Annotated in this window: 20 protein-coding genes; 9 read left to right on the top strand and 11 right to left on the bottom strand. The window is 64.1% G+C overall.

The genetic code is table 11. The features are described 5' to 3' along the window. Positions 1 to 38 precede the first annotated feature (38 nt). Positions 39 to 1,517 carry a TrkH family potassium uptake protein gene (locus tag K7I12_RS06510; protein WP_231663550.1) on the bottom strand — a complete coding sequence of 493 codons (1,479 nt, stop codon included), beginning with the start codon at positions 1,515 to 1,517 and terminating at the stop codon, positions 39 to 41. Positions 1,518 to 1,649: 132 nt separating this feature from the next. Next, positions 1,650 to 1,991: a tryptophan synthase subunit beta like protein gene (locus tag K7I12_RS06505; RefSeq protein ID WP_231663548.1), complete on the bottom strand. Its 342-nt coding sequence runs from the start codon at positions 1,989 to 1,991 to the stop codon at positions 1,650 to 1,652. Between the two features lie 341 nt (positions 1,992 to 2,332). On the opposite strand from K7I12_RS06505, the gene K7I12_RS06500 reads away from it, so the two are divergent. Continuing rightward, positions 2,333 to 2,614, top strand: coding sequence for a hypothetical protein (locus tag K7I12_RS06500; RefSeq protein WP_224421277.1), 282 nt, complete (start codon positions 2,333 to 2,335; stop codon positions 2,612 to 2,614). A 64-nt stretch (positions 2,615 to 2,678) separates the two neighbouring features. On the opposite strand, the gene K7I12_RS06495 is transcribed toward K7I12_RS06500, so the two are convergent. Continuing rightward, entirely contained in the window at positions 2,679 to 3,116 is a 438-nt protein-coding gene (locus K7I12_RS06495) for a pilin (protein ID WP_269438581.1), read from the bottom strand. Positions 3,117 to 3,428: 312 nt separating this feature from the next. Between K7I12_RS06495 and pilB the strand changes: the two genes are divergently transcribed. The 5 genes from pilB to yacG all read left to right on the top strand — a co-directional run bounded on the left by pilB (position 3,429) and on the right by yacG (position 8,607). Next, positions 3,429 to 5,249: a type IV-A pilus assembly ATPase PilB gene (gene pilB, locus K7I12_RS06490; protein ID WP_269438580.1), complete on the top strand. Its 1,821-nt coding sequence runs from the start codon at positions 3,429 to 3,431 to the stop codon at positions 5,247 to 5,249. A gap of 92 nt (positions 5,250 to 5,341) precedes the next feature. After that, positions 5,342 to 6,610 carry a type II secretion system F family protein gene (locus K7I12_RS06485; RefSeq protein WP_231663546.1) on the top strand — a complete coding sequence of 423 codons (1,269 nt, stop codon included), beginning with the start codon at positions 5,342 to 5,344 and terminating at the stop codon, positions 6,608 to 6,610. Positions 6,611 to 6,850: 240 nt separating this feature from the next. Beyond that, on the top strand, positions 6,851 to 7,672 hold the full coding sequence (locus K7I12_RS06480) for a prepilin peptidase (RefSeq protein ID WP_231663602.1): 822 nt from the start codon (positions 6,851 to 6,853) through the stop codon (positions 7,670 to 7,672). A gap of 45 nt (positions 7,673 to 7,717) precedes the next feature. Continuing rightward, the gene (gene coaE, locus K7I12_RS06475) at positions 7,718 to 8,347 is read left to right on the top strand and encodes a dephospho-CoA kinase (protein WP_442908026.1); all 630 of its coding nucleotides are present in this window, start codon (positions 7,718 to 7,720) and stop codon (positions 8,345 to 8,347) included. Continuing rightward, positions 8,344 to 8,607 carry a DNA gyrase inhibitor YacG gene (gene yacG / locus K7I12_RS06470; RefSeq protein WP_231663544.1) on the top strand — a complete coding sequence of 88 codons (264 nt, stop codon included), beginning with the start codon at positions 8,344 to 8,346 and terminating at the stop codon, positions 8,605 to 8,607. The genes coaE and yacG overlap by 4 nt, the downstream gene beginning before the upstream one ends. A 60-nt stretch (positions 8,608 to 8,667) precedes the next feature. Here the strand turns inward: yacG and brnA are convergent, their stop codons facing one another. The 6 genes from brnA to K7I12_RS06440 all read right to left on the bottom strand — a co-directional run bounded on the left by brnA (position 8,668) and on the right by K7I12_RS06440 (position 13,779). Next, positions 8,668 to 8,946 carry a type II toxin-antitoxin system BrnA family antitoxin gene (brnA, locus tag K7I12_RS06465; RefSeq protein ID WP_231663542.1) on the bottom strand — a complete coding sequence of 93 codons (279 nt, stop codon included), beginning with the start codon at positions 8,944 to 8,946 and terminating at the stop codon, positions 8,668 to 8,670. Beyond that, complete coding sequence (locus K7I12_RS06460) at positions 8,936 to 9,094, bottom strand: hypothetical protein (protein WP_231663540.1); 159 nt, start codon at positions 9,092 to 9,094, stop codon at positions 8,936 to 8,938. Before K7I12_RS06460 ends, brnA begins: the two co-directional genes overlap by 11 nt. A 153-nt stretch (positions 9,095 to 9,247) precedes the next feature. Then, a complete protein-coding gene (gene prpD, locus K7I12_RS06455; protein WP_231663538.1) occupies positions 9,248 to 10,732 on the bottom strand; it encodes a 2-methylcitrate dehydratase in 1,485 nt (494 codons plus the stop codon). A gap of 137 nt (positions 10,733 to 10,869) precedes the next feature. After that, on the bottom strand, positions 10,870 to 11,997 hold the full coding sequence (prpC, locus tag K7I12_RS06450) for a bifunctional 2-methylcitrate synthase/citrate synthase (protein WP_231663536.1): 1,128 nt from the start codon (positions 11,995 to 11,997) through the stop codon (positions 10,870 to 10,872). A gap of 166 nt (positions 11,998 to 12,163) precedes the next feature. Beyond that, the gene (gene prpB, locus K7I12_RS06445) at positions 12,164 to 13,045 is read right to left on the bottom strand and encodes a methylisocitrate lyase (protein WP_231663534.1); all 882 of its coding nucleotides are present in this window, start codon (positions 13,043 to 13,045) and stop codon (positions 12,164 to 12,166) included. Further along, on the bottom strand, positions 13,042 to 13,779 hold the full coding sequence (locus tag K7I12_RS06440; RefSeq protein WP_231663532.1) for a GntR family transcriptional regulator: 738 nt from the start codon (positions 13,777 to 13,779) through the stop codon (positions 13,042 to 13,044). The genes prpB and K7I12_RS06440 overlap by 4 nt, the downstream gene beginning before the upstream one ends. 258 nt (positions 13,780 to 14,037) lie before the next feature. Here K7I12_RS06440 and pabB point away from each other — a divergent pair, with 258 nt between their 5' ends. After that, the gene (gene pabB / locus K7I12_RS06435; RefSeq protein ID WP_231663529.1) at positions 14,038 to 15,423 is read left to right on the top strand and encodes an aminodeoxychorismate synthase component I; all 1,386 of its coding nucleotides are present in this window, start codon (positions 14,038 to 14,040) and stop codon (positions 15,421 to 15,423) included. 121 nt (positions 15,424 to 15,544) lie between these two features. After that, complete coding sequence (locus tag K7I12_RS06430) at positions 15,545 to 16,165, top strand: phosphoadenosine phosphosulfate reductase domain-containing protein (protein ID WP_231663527.1); 621 nt, start codon at positions 15,545 to 15,547, stop codon at positions 16,163 to 16,165. Positions 16,166 to 16,236: 71 nt separating this feature from the next. Here K7I12_RS06430 and cysB read toward each other — a convergent pair whose 3' ends face one another. After that, on the bottom strand, positions 16,237 to 17,208 hold the full coding sequence (gene cysB, locus K7I12_RS06425) for an HTH-type transcriptional regulator CysB (protein WP_231663524.1): 972 nt from the start codon (positions 17,206 to 17,208) through the stop codon (positions 16,237 to 16,239). Positions 17,209 to 17,486: 278 nt separating this feature from the next. Here cysB and trxA point away from each other — a divergent pair, with 278 nt between their 5' ends. Continuing rightward, positions 17,487 to 17,810 carry a thioredoxin gene (gene trxA / locus K7I12_RS06420; protein ID WP_231663522.1) on the top strand — a complete coding sequence of 108 codons (324 nt, stop codon included), beginning with the start codon at positions 17,487 to 17,489 and terminating at the stop codon, positions 17,808 to 17,810. 71 nt (positions 17,811 to 17,881) lie between these two features. On the opposite strand, the gene K7I12_RS06415 is transcribed toward trxA, so the two are convergent. Then, positions 17,882 to 18,928 (bottom strand): AI-2E family transporter, encoded by a 1,047-nt coding sequence (locus K7I12_RS06415; protein ID WP_231663597.1) that lies wholly within the window; start codon positions 18,926 to 18,928, stop codon positions 17,882 to 17,884. Between the last annotated feature and the right edge of the window lie 129 nt (positions 18,929 to 19,057).

Raw genomic sequence — 19,057 nt, 5'->3', positions numbered from 1 at the left:
TCTTACTTCTTCAAGGCGCGCAGCGCCATTCTTCCCTCCTATTTCCGCCAGAACATCGGCGTCAGCAGCACTAACACCGTCAAGATCTCCAGCCGGCCCATCAGCATGCCCACGCTGAGCAGCCACTTGGCGGCATCGGGCAGGCTCGAGAAGTTGCCGGCCGGGCCGATCACGTCGCCCAGCCCCGGACCGACGTTGGCCACCGCAGTGGCCGCGCCGGACAGCGCGGTGACCAGATCGAGCCCCAGCGCCGCCAGCGCCAGCGCCAATGCCGCCACGGTCAGAAAGAAGAAGAACGAAAACGCCACCACCCCGCGCACGATCTCGTCGCTGAGCAGGCTGGCGTTGTAGCGCTGGGCGAACACCCCGTTGCCGTGAATCAGAAAGCGCAGCTGGTTGCGCAGCATCAGCAGCGCGATCTGGAAACGGAATATCTTCATCCCGCCGCTGGTCGACCCGCTGCAGCCGCCGACGAAGGTCAGATAGAAGAACGCCACGATCGCCAGCCCGCCCCAGAGGGTGTAATCGTCCGCGGCGTACCCGGTGGTGGTGACCACCGAGATCACGTTGAAAGCCACCTGAGTCAGCGCCTCGAAGGCCGGCGTGCCGCTCATGACGCGATAGATCGTCAGCATGACGATCGCCAGCGTCAGCAACATCAGCATGCCGCGCACCTGCTGGTCGCACCACAATGCCGAAGGCGCGCCGCGCATGCTGCGGATATACAGCACGAACGGCAGCGCACCGCTGAGCATGAACAACGACCCCAGCCACAGCAGCAGCGGCTTCTCGGCATAAGCGCCGAACGAGGCATCGGAGTTGGCAAAGCCGCCGGTGGACAGCGAGGTCATGCCCAGCACCACCGCATCCAGCGGCAGCATGCCCGCCAGCCAGTAGCTCACCACCGCCAGTCCGGTCAGGCCCACGTACACCGTCATGGTCGCCTTGGCGATGCCGCCGGTGCGCGGCATCACCTTGTCCGACCAGTCCGAGGATTCGGTGTGGAACAGCCGCATGCCGCCGACCTTGAGAAACGGCAGGATGGCGATCGCCATGACGATGATGCCGACACCGCCCAGCCACTGCATCATGCCGCGCCATAGCTTGAGCCCGTCGGACAGCCGCTCGATGCCCACCAGCACCGTCGAACCGGTGGTGGTGACCGCCGAGACCGACTCGAAGACCGCATCGGCGAGCGACAGTTGCGGCGCGCCGAGAATCAACGGCAGACTGGCGAAGCCACTGACCGTCACCCAGCTCAGCGTGGTCAGCACGAACATCTGACGCGGCCTGAGCTCGATCTCGACACGCCAGGTCAACAGCAGCGCGACCGCCACCGCGCCCATCACGATCGCCAGCGACAGTGCGAAGGCCCGCGCATCGCCATCGCGCTCGGCAATCAGCACCAGCCACGGCACCACCATGAAGGCGGCCAGTACCAGCCAGAGCATGGCCAGCACCTTGAGCACCGGCGCCCAGCGCGCTGACACCAGGTGCGGCACTGCAATCGAAGCCATTGAAATCGTTCCCTTGCGTTTTCGGCCTTGCGTTCCCGATATTGGTATCCGGCAACGGGCCGCAACTATAGCGCAATTTTTCCTGTTCGCGGGCCGGCGGTCGGACTAGCTTCAGCGCTCTTCGGACTAGCTTCAATGCTCTTCATGCTGGTCTTCAAAATAGCGCAGTTCGATCTGCGCCTTGTCGACCTGCTGCTGGTAGCGCATCAACCGCCGGTCGGCCAGTTTGCTGCGCGCCGCTTCGGGCAGCTTGGCGATATCCAGCGTGCCGCTTTCGATCAGCGCCTCGATCAGATCCTCGAGCACGCGGATGAATTGCTGGTCGGACTCGTGCCACTGCGTTCGCGGGCCGCTCTCTTCGGCCAGAAACGCACGCCAGTCCTTGGCATCGGCGGCCAGGTACTCGGTGCAGTCCGGCGTCAGGTGCCGGCTGACTAGTTCAATATCTCCGTGCGCATTGCGTTTGACGTACATGACTTCCTCTTGGCTATCCGCTATTCGGCCGGTTGCGGCGTTCGGCGACCGGGGCATGGCACCGTCCCGGGTGCCACGCTTCCCTTTACCCTATACGAGCCAACTACCCGGCCGGTTTCATCCAGCGCCGAAGTGAGCGCTTAGCGAGACAGTGTAAGCCAGCCATCGACCCACTGGTAACAAAAAGTCACACGAGATAGAAACCACCCCCTCACGACCCAGACGCCTCCTGTCCAGCATCGGCCCCAGCCCGCTGACGCGCGCGGCGCGGCCATGCTATCGTTCACGGCATGTTGTTTCAGCCAGTCACATCGCAGTCATCAAACGGTGGAGAGGCAGACATGGCCAGCTCGGAAATGCAGAAAGTCCGTGTCATCAACGAACTGCGGGATTTCATCAAGAAGCTGCTGCAGGACCCGGCGATCCTCGAGCAGTCGCTCGTCATCGCCCGCCAGCGCCTGGATCAGGACAGCGGCCCGGCGGCCCTGGCGCAGATCGCCAACGAGATCAGCGACACCACCAGCATTCATATTCCGGACGATCCAGAGTCTTATTCGGAAGCGGACAAGCTATTTCTGGAGTTGCTGAAGGAAGTGGTGAGTGAGGAGAAGGCGCTTTATTAACATTAAAACTTATGAGCTGCTCGCAATCCCGAGCAGCCCATAAGATTTTTTCAACTCTTAAGAATTAGGGAGCCTCATCAGAGCAGTTATTTGGAATCGCCTGATCCGGAATATTGGCGGTAGTACAGGTCCACACCCCGTCAGCGTCACGCGTAAGAGTTACTGTTGAATTGGCCGGCAAAACAGCGCTGTCATTAAAGGTAAAAGTCAGGGTTCCATCAGCCTGAGATACTGACGCTTTACCCAGAGAACTTGCATCTGACTGCATGCCAAGGTCGGTGACATCCGTAATCGTATCTGAAGAAAATATAGCTGCATCGTAAGGAGTTTGTAACGACCTGATAGTCGAATAGCCAGCCGACGCCTCTGATCGCTCAACATAATTCTGGTATTGAGGGACAGCAATCGCTGCCAAAACCCCAATAATAGCTACAACCACCAGCAACTCGATCAGCGTAAAACCGCCCTGCGCCCGGGCCGTCCGGGTCATCGTTTTCGTCATTTCCAGCTCCCTCGAATTCCATGCGTACCGTGTCGGCCCGTTGCCGACGCTGTCCGACGCTATCACAGCCCGGGCGGCATCGTGGACCCTGAGATGTCAACGCGGCATGAGGCGATCGCCTGCACGCCCATGACGGACGTCATGCCTGCGATGGCAGGCCTGCACTACCGACGCTGAAATAGACTACATTATTTTACACCAGAAATGCCCTGCCGGGAGTACCGTATCGGATGGGAGCTTGGGTCAGTAACATGACTGGCACGCGCCCCACGCAGGAACGCGATCGCAACGAGAGGCAGAACGCCCGAGGCCATGTCTTCCTATCAGCCCCCCTACGCCCCCGATACCGCCGACACGCCGGATGCACCGGCGGACGACGCGCCGACCATCGACTCCACCCTGGCCCGCGCCTCGGCGGGGCACTCGGACGGATTGCGCGGCCTCTCCCGGCGGCTGATCGCCGAGGGGCTGGTCAGCGAGGCGGCGATGCACCGGGCGGAGGAAGAAGCCCGCGCCAATGAAACCTCGCTGCTCAAGCACGTCATCGACAGCGGCCTGGTGCCGGCCCGCGAGGCGACCCAGGCCGCGGCCCACGAATACGGCCTGCCGATCGTCGATCTCGACGCGCTGCGCAAGGAGATATTGCCGCCGCATCGCGACATGCCCGACCAGGTGCTGCGCCGCCACTGCATCCTGCCGCTGATTCGCGTCGGCCATCGGCTGACCGTGGCGGTGCCCTACCCCTCGTCGCTGGCGACGCTCGACGAGTTGCAGTTCGCCACCGGGCTGTCGGTCGAGGGCGTGCTGGCCCCCATCGACCAGCTCGAGCCGGCGGTGGAGAGCTACCTGGCGCAGGGCGATGCCGACACCATGCTCGAGGCGCTCGGCGACGAGGAGGGCCTGGATGGCCTGGAGTACGGCGAGCAGCCCCTCGACGAAGGCGCCGAGACCGGCATCACCGCCTCCGGCGACGATGCCCCGGTGGTCAAGTACGTCAACAAGCTGCTGCTCGACGCCATTCGCCGCGGCGCCTCGGACATCCACTTCGAGCCCTACGAGACCAGCTACCGGATTCGTCTGCGCATCGACGGCATCCTGCACGAGGTCGCGCGTCCGCCCTTCAACATGCGCACCCGCATCGCCGCGCGCCTCAAGGTGATGGCCAGGCTCGATATCTCCGAGCGCCGCCTGCCCCAGGACGGCGCGATCAAGCTGCGCCTGTCCAAGAACCGCTCGATCGACTTCCGCGTCAACTCGCTGCCCACCGTCTACGGCGAGAAGATCGTCCTGCGCCTGCTCGACCCCGCCTCGGCCCAGCTGGGGATCGACGCGCTGGGCTTCACCCCCCGGCAGAAGGCGATCTACGAGCACACCCTGGCCCAGCCGCAGGGGATGATCCTGGTCACCGGCCCCACCGGCAGCGGCAAGACGGTGACGCTCTACACCGGCCTGAACATCCTCAATACCGCCGAGCGCAACATCTCCACCGCCGAGGACCCGGTGGAGATCAAGCTGCAGGGCGTCAATCAGGTCAACGTGCAGCCCAAGATCGGCCTCGACTTCGCCACCGCCCTGCGCGCCTTCCTGCGCCAGGACCCCGACGTGGTGATGGTCGGCGAGATCCGCGACCTGGAAACCGCCGAGATCGCCGTCAAGGCCTCGCAGACCGGCCACCTGGTGCTCTCCACGCTGCACACCAATTCGGCGGCGGAAACCCTGGCCCGGCTACGCAACATGGGCATCGCGCCGTTCAACATCGCAAGCTCGGTGTCGCTGATCATCGCCCAGCGGCTGGTCCGCAAGCTGTGCAGCCACTGCAAGAAGCCCGCCGACATCCCCCGCCAGGCGCTGCACGAGGAAGGCTTCAGCGACGATGAGCTCGCCGGCGCGACGATCTATCAGCCGGCGGGCTGCAACCAGTGCACGCTGGGCTACCAGGGCCGGCTGGGCATCTACGAGGTAGTGCCGATTCGCACCAAGATCGGCCGACTGATCATGCAGGAAGCCAACGCCATGGACATCGACGAGGCCGCTCGCCAGGAGGGCTACCCCGATTTGCGCCGCAGCGGCCTGCAGAAAGTCCTCGAGGGCCTGACCAGCCTCGAGGAGGTCAACCGCGTCACCAAGGACTGAAGCGCTCCGTAGAGGACGCCTATCAAGACCGCGTCAGCGCGGCCGATAACCAATAAACGCACGGGCGCCGCAATCGGCGCAGGGAACCGACAATGGCTACTACCTCAAGCACCGCCACCAGGCGCCCGCAGTCCCGCAAGGCGCGCGACGGCCGTGAAAAGACCCAGCTCTACCGCTGGCGCTGGAAGGGCAAGAACAGCCGTGGCCAGGTGGTCGACGGCGAGATCGTCGCGACCCTGCGCGGCGAGGTCGAACGCGAACTCGCCAAGCAGGGCGTGATCGTCTCGAGCATCCGCAAGAAAAGCAGCCTGTTCGGCGGCGGCGGGCGCATCAAGGCCCGCGACGTGATGCTGTTCTCGCGCCAGATGGCAACCATGATCCGCGCCGGGGTGCCGGTGCTGCAGGCCTTCAACGTGGTCACCGAGAGCCTCAAGAACCCGGCGATGCGCAACCTGGTGCAGAAGCTCGCCGACGAGGTGGCCGCCGGCTCGAGTTTCTCCGACGCGCTACGCCAGCACCCGCGCCACTTCGACCGGCTGTTCGTCAACATGGTCGACGCCGGCGAGCAGTCCGGCGCGCTGGATCGCATGCTCGAACGGGTGGCGAGCTACAAGGAAAAGGTCGAATCGCTCAAGTCGCGGGTACGCAAGGCGCTGTACTACCCGGTTGCGGTGCTCGCGGTGGGCGTCGGCGTCACCGCGCTGCTGCTGGTCAAGGTGGTGCCCCAGTTCGAAAGCCTGTTCGCCGGCTTCGGCGCCGAACTGCCGGCGATGACGCGCATGACCATCACGCTTTCGGAATTCGCCCAGGCCTATTGGCTGCCCGGGCTGGCGGTCGTCGCCGCGGCGATCGTCGCTCTCGTCCAGGGCACCAGGCGCTCGCCGGCGTTCGCCTATCGGGTTCACAAGCTCGCGCTCAAGCTGCCGGTGATCGGCGACATCCTCGACAAGTCGGCGGTGGCGCGCTATTCGCGCACCCTGTCGACCACCTTCTCGGCCGGCGTGCCGCTGGTCGAGTCGCTGGAGACCGCCTCCGGGGCGACCGGCAACTACGTCTACGAGCGCGCCATCCTGCGCATTCGCGACGACGTCTCCAACGGCCAGCAACTGCACTTCGCGATGCGCACCGGCAACCTGTTCCCGACGCTGGCGGTGCAGATGGTCAGCATCGGCGAGGAAGCCGGCTCGATGGACACCATGCTCAACAAGGTCGCCGACTTCTACGAGGAAGAGGTCGACAACAAGGTCGACGCCCTGACCTCGCTGCTCGAGCCGTTCATCATCGTGGTATTGGGGGTGCTGGTCGGCGGCCTGGTGGTGTCGATGTATTTGCCGATCTTCGAGTTGGGCAACGCCATTTGAGCAGGTGCTACTGCGCTCGACGATACGGCGTTGACATTCACCTCGGCATGCTCATTTAGCGCTGCTAAACTCCGCGGCCTCGGTGAATGTCGCCTTGTCTCGCCTTCGCTCGTGACGCACCTCAGCCATGTCAGCAATGCACGGCTATGGTACCGTCTGGCGCCGATGCCTGCCGACGATTAGAAGGAGTCTCCCTTGCCGGCCGATTTCCCGCCTTTGCTGTTATGGCCGCTGGTCGCGATGCTCGGGCTATTTCTGGGCTCGTTCGTCAATGTGGTGATCGCCCGGCTGCCGGCGATGCTGATGCGTCAGTGGCACGAGGAAGCCCGCGCGGCGCTCGAGATGGACGTCGATCCCAAGGTCGCCGAGCTGCCGAAGGTCAACCTGGCCATGCCGGGCTCGCACTGCCCCAATTGCGCCGCAAAGATCGCCTGGCACGACAACATCCCGCTGCTCGGCTATCTCAAGCGCCGCGGACGCTGCGCTCACTGCAGCCAGCCGATCAGCGCGCGCTATCCGCTGATCGAGCTGGCCGGCGGCGTGCTGGCGGTGGCGGTGGTCGCCCTGCACGGCGCCACGCTGGCCAGCCTGGCGCTGATCGGCGCCTGCCTGACCCTGCTCGCGTTGGCGGTGATCGACCTGCGCACCCAGCTGTTGCCGGACGTGCTGACCCTGCCGCTACTCTGGGCGGGGCTTCTGTACCAGTTATTCTTTCAGCCCTGGCAACTGCCCAGCGCGGTGATCGGCGCCGTCGCCGGCTACCTGGTGCTGTGGGCCTTCTACTGGCTGTTCAAGCTGATCACCGGCAAGGAGGGCATGGGCTACGGCGACTTCAAGCTGCTCGCCGCGCTGGGCGCCTGGCTGGGCTGGCCGCTGCTGCCGCTGCTGTTGATCCTGTCCGCCGGGGTCGGCGCGGTGATCGGCTCGATCGTGCAACTGACGATTCCCCGGCTGCGCGGCATGCCGCTGCCCTTCGGCCCCTTCCTGGCGTTGGCCGGCTGGATCGCGCTGCTGTATGGCGCGCCGTTGATGGCGGCCTATCGGTCGCTGTTGCTAGGCTGAGCACATTCCGACCTTAGCTATGAAGGACTGAGCGTGAATCGCCTCCTGACCATCGGTGTGACCGGCGGTATCGCCGCCGGCAAGAACGCCGTCGCCCAGGCCTTCGCCGCCCACGGCGTGCCCTGGGTCGATGCCGACGACGTGGCCCGCGAGATCGTCGCGCCCGGCGAGCCGGCGCTGGCCGAGATCGCCGCGCATTTCGGCGAGCAGGTGCTCGACGCCGACGGCCGGCTCGACCGGCGCCGGCTGCGCGCCATCGTGTTCGCCAAGCCCGAGGAGCGCGCCTGGCTGGAATCGGTGACCCATCCGCGGGTTCGCGAGCGCCTGCTGACGCACCTTGCGCGCATGCGCAAAAGCGGCGCGCCCTATCACCTGCTGGTCTCGCCGCTGCTGTTCGAGTCGGGACAGCATCGGCTGGTCGACCGCCGCCTGGTGATCGACGTGCCCGAGGCGCTGCAACTGGCCCGCACTACCGCGCGCGACGACGTCGACGACGCCCAGGCCCGCGCCATCGTCGCCGCACAGATGTCCCGCGACGAGCGTCTGGCCAAGGCCGACGACGTGATCGACAATGGCGGCGATCTCGACGCGCTCGCCGTCCAGGTCGCACGGCTCGACGCCCTTTATCGCCAACTCACCGCACCATTCACCCGCCCATCCGGTGACCCATCATGACTCAGGATTCACGCAACAACGCCTCCCGCAACGACGCGGCGAACGACCGCCCGCTGCAAGTCGCCTGCCCGCAATGCCGCAAGAGCGTCGAATGGATCAGCGACAACCCCTACCGGCCGTTCTGTTCCCAGCGCTGCCGGCTGATCGATCTCGGCGCCTGGGCCGACGAATCGCATCGCATCGTCGGCGAACCGGCGATGGACGAAGCCGACCTGGATGCGCTGATCGACAAGCTGGAGCGCGGCGGCGATAACCGCTGAACCGCTTGCGGATTTCTAAAACAGAATCGCGAACAAGTTCGCCCCCATGGGGGACGCAATCTAACGCTCGCTAATGTGCGCCGCCTGCGGCGCACCGCTGAGTGGCTTGTTAGCAGATTCTGCTTGAAGGCGCTCCACCAGCCACACCTTGATGATCGATTGGCGGGTAACGCCAATGCGAGCGGCCTCACGATCCAACGATTCCACGACCCAAGCCGGAAAATCGACGTTAATTCGCTTTTGTTCCTGGTTAACGCGGCGAGCCGAGGACAGCTCCAGGTCGGTAACAATATCTTCCTGGTCTTCCTCAAATTTTTTATCGAAGTCTTTAGCTTTCATAGAGCTCAACCTCCTTCCGGCGGGAACGCCTGACTGAAATCAGACGAATACGGCCTTCTGTCCAAAGCGTTTGAGCAGTCTCGAAATCAACACCGTGCTTTTCCAGATTGGCTTGGCTTTTTACTGCGTCGAATTCAAACTCATCCATGAGTACAAATTATTCCTTTTTTACTCACTCCACAAGGAGGCGTAGAGCAACGGCTAACAAGCTCATGGTCCGAGCGGTGGAGTGCGGAGGGAACTTGTTCCCGATAGAGCTTGGCAGAACACGCCGAGGGGGCAGTCGCCCCCTCGGTTGCGCTCAGATCACGAACAGATCCATGAACGCATCCACGGCGGTGCTCTCGAGTCGCGCCTGATCCTTGCACAGCGCGAAGATCCGCTCGCTGCGCGCGGCCGGGAAGCGCGTCGCCAGGTTGGCCTTGAACTTGGCCTCGAGCAGCGGGATGCCCTCCTCACGGCGCCGACGATGGCCGACCGGATAGTCGATGGCGATACGCTCGGTCTTGCTGCCATCGGTGAAGAACACCTGCAGCGCATTGGCGATCGAGCGCTTGTCGGCCTCCAGGTATTCGCGGCTGTAGCGTTCGTCCTCCTCGATCACCATCTTGGCGCGCAACTCGTCGATGATCGGGTTGTCGGCGTGGAAGCTGTCCTCGTAGTGCTCGGCGATCAGGTTGCCGAACGCCAGCGGCACCGCGGTCATGTACTGCAGGCAATGATCGCGGTCGGCCGGATTGGCCAGCTCGCCGACCTTGGAGATGATGCGGATCGCCGACTCGTGGGTGGTGATGACGATCTTGTCGATCTCGCCGAGACGATCCTTGACCTGCGGATGCAGCCGCACCGCCGCCTCGCAGGCGGTCTGCGAGTGGAACTCGGCGGGGAAGGAGATCTTGAACAGTACGCTCTCCATCACGTAGCTGCCGTACTCCTGCGACACCTTGAAGCGCCGCTGATCCTCGGGCTTGACCTGCTGGTCCTTGTTGGTCTTGGCGAACAGCACATCGTAGAAGCCCCACTGCGGCGCGCTGAGCACGCCCGGAATGCCCATCTCGCCGCGCATGGCGATATCCGCCAGGCGCACCGCCCGGGAAGTGGCGTCGCCCGCCGCCCATGACTTGCGCGAGCCGGCATTGGGGGCGTGGCGATAGGTGCGCAGCGACTGGCCGTCGACGAAAGCGTGCGACAGCGCCGCGAGCAGCTGCTCGCGATCGGCGCCCATCAGCTTGGCGACCACCGCGGTGGAAGCGACCTTGACCAGCACCACATGATCGAGCCCGACGCGATTGAAGGAGTTTTCCAGCGCCAGCACGCCCTGGATCTCGTGGGCCATGATCATCGCCTCGAGCACGTCGCGCATGGTCAACGGTGCCGCACCACGCGCCACGCGCTGCTGCGAGAGGTGATCGGCGACGGCCAGGATCGCCCCCAGGTTATCCGACGGATGGCCCCACTCGGCGGCCAGCCAGGTGTCGTTGTAGTCCAGCCAGCGGATGATCGCGCCGATGTCCCAGGCCGCCTTGACCGGGTCGAGGCGCAGCTGGGTGCCCGGCACCCGCGCGCCGTGCGGCACCACGGTGCCTTCCACCAGCGGCCCCAGGTGCTTGGTGCACTCGGGAAAGCGCAGCGCGAGAAGGCCGCAGCCCAGGGTATCCATCAGGCAGTTGCGGGCGGTATCCAGGGCTTCCTGACTGTCGATGCGGTAGCCGAGCACATAATCGGCGATCTTTTGTAGTTCGGGGTCGTAATCGGGACGCTGATTCTGTTCGACGTTGGCGCTCATGGCGTTTCCTTGAATTGTTACTTATAACGGCTTGGCCGTGGCAGCCGTTGGCCTTGTGGGAGGGAACTTGTTCCCGATGGGTTTCGGCTTCCAATCGCGAATAAATTCGCTCCCACTAAACCCGCGCGTAGGCCACCTCAGCTACGCTGCTCGATCGGCACCCATTGCTGCTTTTCCGGCCCGGTGTAGTCCGCATTGGGGCGGATGATGCGGTTGTTCTCGCGCTGTTCGAAGACGTGGGCGCACCAGCCGGTCAGCCGCGAACAGACGAAGATCGGGGTGAACAGCTTGGTGGGGATGCCCATGAAGTGATAGGCGCTGGCGTGGAAGAAATCGGCGTTGCAGAACAGCTTCTTCTCGCGCCACATGACTTCCTCGACACGCTCCGATACCGGGTAGAGGCGCGTATCGCCGACATCCTCGGAGAGCTTCCTGGACCACTGCTTGATGATCGCGTTGCGCGGATCGGACTCGCGATAGATCGCATGGCCGAAGCCCATGATCTTGTCGCGGCGGGAGAGCATGGCGAGGATCTCGCGCTCGGCCTCGTCGGGCGACTGCCAGTCTTCGATCATCGCCATCGCCGCCTCGTTGGCGCCGCCGTGCAGCGGTCCGCGCAGCGAGCCGATCGCCCCGGTCACGCAGCTATGGATGTCCGAGAGCGTCGAGGCGCAGACCCGCGCGGTGAACGTCGAGGCATTGAACTCGTGCTCGGCATAGAGAATCAGCGAGACGTTCATGACCCGCGCGTGCAGCTCGGAGGCCGGCTTGCCGTGCAGCAGGTGCAGGAAGTGGCCACCAACGGACTCATCGTCGGTCTCGGTGTCGATGCGCACGTTATCGTGCGAATAGCGGTACCAGTAGTTGATGATCGAGGGGAACGCCGCGAGCATGCGATCGGACTGGTCCTGCTGCTCGTCGAAGTGCTGCTCGGTCTCAAGATTGCCGAGCATCGAGGCACCGGTGCGCATCACGTCCATCGGATGGGCGCCGGCGGGGATCTGTTCGAGCACCGCCTTGAGCGCATCGGGCAGGCCGCGCAGCGTCTTGAGCCTGGCGACGTAGGCATCGAGCTCGGCCTGGGTCGGCAGCTTGCCCTTGAGCAGCAGGTAGGCGACTTCCTCGAAGCGCGCATGCTCGGCCAGGTCGTGGATGTCGTAACCGCGGTAGGTCAGCCCCGAGCCTTCCTTGCCGACGGTACACAGCGCGGTGCTGCCGGCGCTCTGGCCGCGCAGGCCGGCGCTGTTAGGCGTCTTCTCTGCCATAATGTGTCTCCTTGGCGTGGATTTTAGCTTCGCCGCTTATGTTTAGATAACGGTGCCGGGGACAAGGCGGAGCGAGGGTCTTTTGCCATGGATGGCAAAAGTAGCTTCCAAGGAAGGATTTACAGCGCCCTCGCGCAGGCTTATCGCCGGCAAGCCGTACCAGTCTTCATTGCTCCTGATCGAACAACTCATCGAGCTTGTTCTCGAAGGCATGGTAGTCGAGGAAATCGTAGAGCTCGTCGCGGGTCTGCATCAGCTCGACCACGTCGTGCTGATGGCCCTGCTGGTGAATGCTGCGATAGACCTTGAGCGCGGCGGCGTTCATGGCGCGAAACGCCGACAACGGATAGAGCACCATCCGGCAGCCCACCTCGCCCAACTCGGTCTGGGTGAACAGCGGCGTGGCGCCGAATTCAGTGATGTTGGCGAGAATCGGCGCCTCGACGCCCTCGCAGAACGCGCGGTAGTCATCGAGACTGTGCACCGCCTCGGCGAAGATCGCATCGGCGCCGGCCTCGACACAGGCGTTGGCACGGGCGACGGCCGCTTCCAGGCCCTCCTTCTGGAAGGCATCGGTGCGCGCGATCAGGTAGAAGTCGGGGTCGAGCCGGGCATCCGCGGCGGCCTTGATGCGATCGACCATTTCCTGCTGCGAGACGATCGCCTTGTTGGGCCGGTGGCCGCAGCGCTTCTGCGCCACCTGGTCCTCGATGTGCACCGCCGCCACCCCGGCGCGACCCATCTCCTTGATGGTGCGGGCAATGTTGAAGGCCCCGCCCCAGCCGGTATCGATGTCGACCAGCAGCGGCACGTCGGTGGCTCCGGTGATCCGGTGGGCGTCCTCGACCACGTCGTTCATGGTGGTCATGCCCAGATCGGGCAGCCCGAACGAGGCGTTGGCGACGCCGCCGCCGGAGAGATAGATCGCCGGATGGCCGACCTTGTCGGCCATCAGCGCGGTATAGGCGTTGATGGTGCCGACGATGGGCAGCGGCCGATGGGCCTCGAGCGCGGCGCGAAAGCGCGCCCCGGGAGTCATTCGGGTCATGACGATTTCCTCTGGATGGGGGTCACGGTGGTCTCGGCTTCCTGCTCGAGAACCGCGGCATAGCGTTGCGCGACGTTCTCGCGGGAGGCGCTGACGTGGCGGCGCATCAGCAGCTCGGCGAGTTCCTCGTCGCCGGCCTCGATGGCATCGACGATGCGATGATGCTCGACGAACGCCCGCTGCGGGCGGGCGCCGCTGGCGCTGAACTGGGTGCGGTAGAGGCGCACCAGGTAGTAGAGATCGTCGCACAGCAGCGTCATCAGCATGCGGTTGTGGCTGCCGAGCACGATGCGATAATGGAAGTCGAGATCGCCCTCGCGCTGGTAGTAGGCCTCGCCCCGCGAAAGATCGCTCTGACGCTCGTGAACCGCCAGCACCTCGCGCAGCCCGGCGATCTCCTCGGCGCTCATGTGGCGGGCGGCAAGCCGCGCGGCCATGCTCTCCATCGCCTCGCGCACGTCGAACAGCTCGAGCAGTTCCTTCATCGACAGCTTGACCACCCGCGCGCCGACGTGCGGCACTCGCTCGATCAGCCGGTGGGTCTCGAGGCGGCGCATCGCCTCGCGCAACGGCCCGCGCGAGATGCCGTAGGCCGCGGCGAGCCCCGGCTCGGTGATCTTGGTGCCCGGCGCCAGCTCGCCACGTACGATGGCGTCCTGCAGTTGATTGAAGACCCGCTCGGCGAGCGTGCGGACTTCGGGTACGTCGCTGTCCTGCATGGTCTTGCTTACCATTGTCGACAATCTAGAGAAATAAGCACTCTAGCCAGCAGCCGATAGCGCGTCAATACCGCGCCATAATAAACTGATACACCTTTCGGCGTATATTGCAGACGGGGGCATGCGAAAGGTTGTCGACAATGAATCCAGCCGGCCGACAAGTGGCCGGTCAGCTTGAGCCCATGGCGTTGATCGGCGAGCCGCGCCTCGACAAACGCACGACAACGCCGGCCACTGATAGAATGGGTCGCTCGTCCACCGCGATTACTCGGCATGCGCTCACGACTCGACATTCTCCCGCTGCCCTATCAGGGCGATCCCACGCTACGCTTTGCCGCGCTGAGCCAGCGACCCGGCGCCGTACTGCTGGATAGCGGCCGCCCCGACGCGCCCGGTGGCCGCCACGACATACTGACCAGCGACCCGTTGGCGACGCTGGAGATCGCCGCCGATGGCGGCACTCGCTGTGACCCGCCGATGGCGCTGCCCGGCGCACCGTTCGCCGCCCAGCAGGCGTTGCTCGATAGCCTCGACATCGAGGTTCCGGCCAGCGAGCTGCCGTTTCTCGGCGGGCTGATCGGTTACTGGGGGTATGATCTCAACCGTCAGCTCGAGCCGTTGCCCGGCCACGCCCAGGCGATCAACGCCCTGCCCGCCTGTCGCCTGGGGCTGTACGACTGGGCGGTGATCGAGGATCATCAGGCCCGAAAGGCCTGGCTGGTCGCCACGCCGGAGCGCCGCGTCCAGGCGCTTGCCTGGCTCGCCGCCGCGCCCGCCGCCGAAGAAGACGACTTCCAGTTGCGCGAAGCGTTTGCCGCCGAGCTCGATCGCGCCGCCTACGGCGAGCGCTTTCGCCGTGTCCAGCGCTATATCCACGCCGGCGACTGCTATCAGATCAATCTCGCCCAGCGTTTCAGCGCGGCTTATTCCGGCAGCGCCTGGCAGGCCTACCGGCGCCTGCGCCGCGCCACGCCCACGCCCTTCGCCGGCTACCTGGCGTGGGATGACAAGGCCGTGCTGTCGCTGTCGCCGGAGCGTTTCCTGGCGGTCGAGGATGGCCGAGTCGAGACCCGGCCGATCAAGGGCACCCGGGCACGCGGTGCGACACCCGGCGAGGATCGCGCCCTCGCCGACGACCTGCGTGCCAGTGCCAAGGATCGCGCCGAGAACGTGATGATCGTCGATCTGCTGCGCAACGACCTGGGCCGGGTATGCCGGCCGGGTAGCGTGCGGGTAGCGCAGCTCTGTGGTCTGGAAAGCTACGCCAACGTGCATCACCTGGTCAGCGTGGTCAGCGGCGAACTGGCCGCCGGCCACTCACCGCTCGACGTGTTGGCCGCCGCTTTCCCCGGCGGTTCGATCACCGGCGCGCCCAAGGTGCGCGCGATGCAGATCATCGACGAGCTCGAGCCCAGCCGGCGCAGCCTGTACTGCGGCAGTCTTGGCTACGTCGACGTGCGCGGCCGCATGGATACCTCGATCGCCATCCGCAGCGTGGTCGCCGATGCCGGGCGGCTGCATATCTGGGGCGGCGGCGGGCTGGTCGCCGACTCCGATGAAGAGGAGGAATATAAGGAGACCCTGGCCAAGATCGCGCGATTGATGGAGGCGCTCGCCGCGCCCGGTCGTTACGAAACTAGCTCATCGCGTTCTAGTTGAGCTTCATAACCTTCGATTTGGCTATATAAGGTTCGAACCAAACGGTATTGGGGGCCCGGCTCGGCGCTCTGCTACCGTAAGAACATTTCGGGGAAGTCCCCGGACGATTCCAGGAGACGGCATGGACCTGAACATCGATGCGATCAACGAGCAACTGGGCAACGACCCGGAAGGTCTGACGCGTTGGGCGCTGAGTCTCGACAAGCGCGCCATCTGCACCACAAACTTCCGGCCCTTCGAAGCGGTGATCCTGCACATGGCGACCCAGGTGCAGCCGGATATTCCCGTGGTATGGATGGATTCCGGTTACAACACCGATGCGACCTATCGCTTCGCCGACGAAGTCGCCAAGCGGCTGTCGCTGAACCTGACGATCTACCATCCGCGCCGCTCGCGGGCCCATCGCGAAGCCGTCGACGGGTCGCTGCCGAGTATCGACGATCCGCGTCACGCCGTCTTCACCGAGGAGGTCAAGCTCGAGCCGTTCGCACGCGCACTGCGCGAGATGGACCCGCAGGTCTGGCTGACCGCGCTGCGCGCCGAGGACACCGCCGAGCGCTCGCAGATGCAGCCGGTCTCGGTCAACGCCGCCGGGCTGATCAAGGTCGCGCCGGTGCTGCACTGGACCGCCAAGGAGATGTACCAGTATCTGCAGCGCCACGACCTGCCCAACAACTTCGACTACTTCGACCCCACCAAGGTCGAGGACAAGCGCGAATGCGGCCTGCATCTGCAGCACTGAGCGCATCGAGCTTGGTGAACAAAACCCGCCGCGGCGGGTTTTTTCAGGTTTGCGTAGCGCTCAAGCCGCGCTCAGCGTACCGGCAGTTCGACATTGGTGAACAGCTCCTGCTCGTGACGCGGCCCCGCGGCCAGCGCGGCGTCGATCAGGTCGCGATCGAGATGCGGCGCGAAGCGCTGGATGAAATCGTACATGTAGCTGCGCATGAAGGTGCCGCGACGAATGCCGATCTTGGTGGTGGAGCTGGCGAATAGATGGCTGGCATCCAGCGGCACCAGATCGTCGTCGGCCTCGGGGTCGATCGCCATGCGCGCGACGATGCCCACGCCCATCCCCAAGCGTACGTAGGTCTTGATCACGTCGGCATCGGCGGCGGTGAGCACCACGTTGGGCGTCAGCCCCTTGGTGCGAAAGGCGTCGTCGAGTTGCGAGCGACCGGTGAAACCGAAGACGTAGGTGACCAACGGGTATTCGGCGAGTCGCTCGAGGGTCAGCTCGCCCAGCTTGGCCAGCGGATGATCCTCGGGCACCAGGATGCAGCGGTTCCAGCGGTAGCACGGCAACAGTACCAGGTCGTTGAACAGCTCCAGCGACTCGGTGCAGATCGCGAAATCGGCGAGCCCTTCGCTGACCATCTGAGCGATCTGCTTGGGCGTACCTTGCTGCATGTGCAGGGCGACATCAGGATACTTGCGGGTGAACTCGCCGATCAGCGGCGGCAGCGCATAGCGCGCCTGAGTATGCGTGGTGGCCAACGACAGGCTGCCGCGCCGCTCGTCGCTGTGTTCCTGGGCGACCTGCTTGATGTTGTCGACGGTGCGCAGCACCTCGCCGGCCAGTTCGACGATCGGCTCGCCGGCCGGGGTCACCCGGGTCAGGTGCTTGCCGCTGCGGGCGAAGATCTCCACACCCAGTTCGTCCTCGAGCAGGCGGATCTGCTTGGAGATGCCCGGCTGCGAGGTGAACAGGCTCTGTGCCGTTGCCGAGACATTGAGGTTGTGCCGGGTGACTTCCCAGATATAGCGCAATTGCTGCAATTTCATGCCGTATCCCTGATTGCTACTGACGCTGCTGCTGACCTGCGGGCGCCTTTGCGTACCGCGCGTGAAATTCCCCAAAGGAACTAAAACTCTTTAAATCGATTACTTTATGGCATATAAAGGCATCATAGTCGGCACGCCAGCCGGCGGCAAGACGGGTCGATTATTGATAGCATGCAACTATCGGGCAGCCTGCCAATGAGTATTTGCCAGCCCGAAAGCCGCCAGCTACCATCGGTCGACTACGCTAAGAGAAGTGCGCAAGCAATCTGGAGAGATACATGGCTAACAACGTCGATGTCACCATGGCCAACTTCGAGCAGGAAGTTCTCGGCGCCGACAAGCCCGTTCTGCTGAAGTTCTGGGCACCCTGGTGCGGACCCTGCAAGATGATGGCCCCCGTGATCGAGGAAGTCGCCGACGAGAAGGCCGACGATCTCAAGGTGGTCAGCGTCAATGTCGATGATGCGCCGGACATCGCCGCCGAGCAGGGCGTGCGCGGCGTCCCCACCGTCATGCTGTTCAAGTCGGGTGCCAAGATCGCCTCGCTGGTCGGCGCCCAGTCCAAGTCGCAGCTGGTCCAGTTCATCGACCAGAACGCCTGATTCGGACTCGCCCCTGGCTAGCCATCGTCCCGCTTCACACGGGGCGATGGCTCCGTCACCACGTCGTTATCTTATTCGAGGCGCCCACCCAGCATGCGTGCCAGCCAGCGCGTTTCGGGATGACTGTTCAGCGCGATCTTCAGGGTCATCGTCAACGGCACCGACAGCAGCATGCCGGCCGGCCCGAGAATCCAGCCCCACACCACCAGCGACAAGAAGGCGACCAGCGTCGATAGCCCCAGTGTCCTGCCCATGACCCGCGGCTCGATGAGATTGCCGATCACGAAGTTGATGACCAGATAGGCGCTGGCCAGCATCCCCGCCTTGGCCAGGCCGCCATCGGGCATTACCAGCGTCAGCAGCACGGCGGGCAGCGCCGCCAGGGCCGAGCCGATATTGGGTATGTAATTGAGGCCGAAGGCCAGCGTTCCCCACAACAGCGGAAATTGTACCCCCAGCAGCAGGCAGGCGGCGTAGATCAGCGCTCCGGTCACCAGACTGATCAACGTCTTGATCGCCAGATAGCGCTTCAAGTTATAGCTGAATTCCTTGAACCGTCGCAGGCTCGGCGCGGGGTTTTCCAGCGATTGCGCCACCTTGTTGCGAAAGTCCAGGGTCTCGAAAAGCATGAAGATCACCAGCAGGATGATCAGCACGCTTTGCGACAGCAAGCTGCCCAGGCTACCGAGGAAGGTCGGTACCATCTGCATGGTGCTGCTCGGATCGAGCCATTCGGATATTTGCTTGGGCTGAATGTACACGCCCAGGCTCGATAGCCAGTTGAGCAGGCTCAGATACTGCTTGCGCAGTTGCCCCTCGAGCTTGGGCAACGCTTCCATGAAGGTCGCGAAACTGCTCGCCAGCAACGAACCCAGCAGCACCAGAAAGACCCCGGCAATCAGCAGGGTCAGCAGCACGGCGCTGCGGCGCCCCACCCCCATGCGGTATAGCCAGTGTACCGGCGAGGTACAGATTATCGCGATGAACAGCGACAGAATCAAAGGCACCAGCAAGTCGGCGCCGAGTTTCATGCCACCGATGATGATGACCAGTGCCGCCAAGGTCAGCGTCAGGTTGAGAGGCATACGGCGCTTATCGTCGTCGACGTCGTGCTCCATGGGGTCATCCTGGCTTTTTTGCGGTGCTTCCATGATGACCCCATCCGCGACCGACGACAAACCGCCTGGTATTGTTTTGAATAAGAAAACGAGGAGTCACAAAAATGGCGAGCCGAGGCCCGCCTGCAA

It is taken from the genome of Halomonas sp. IOP_31, from assembly GCF_021151495.1.
In the GTDB taxonomy this organism is placed as follows: Bacteria; Pseudomonadota; Gammaproteobacteria; order Pseudomonadales; family Halomonadaceae; genus Modicisalibacter; species Modicisalibacter zincidurans.
This window is presented reverse-complemented; position numbering and strand designations above follow the sequence as displayed.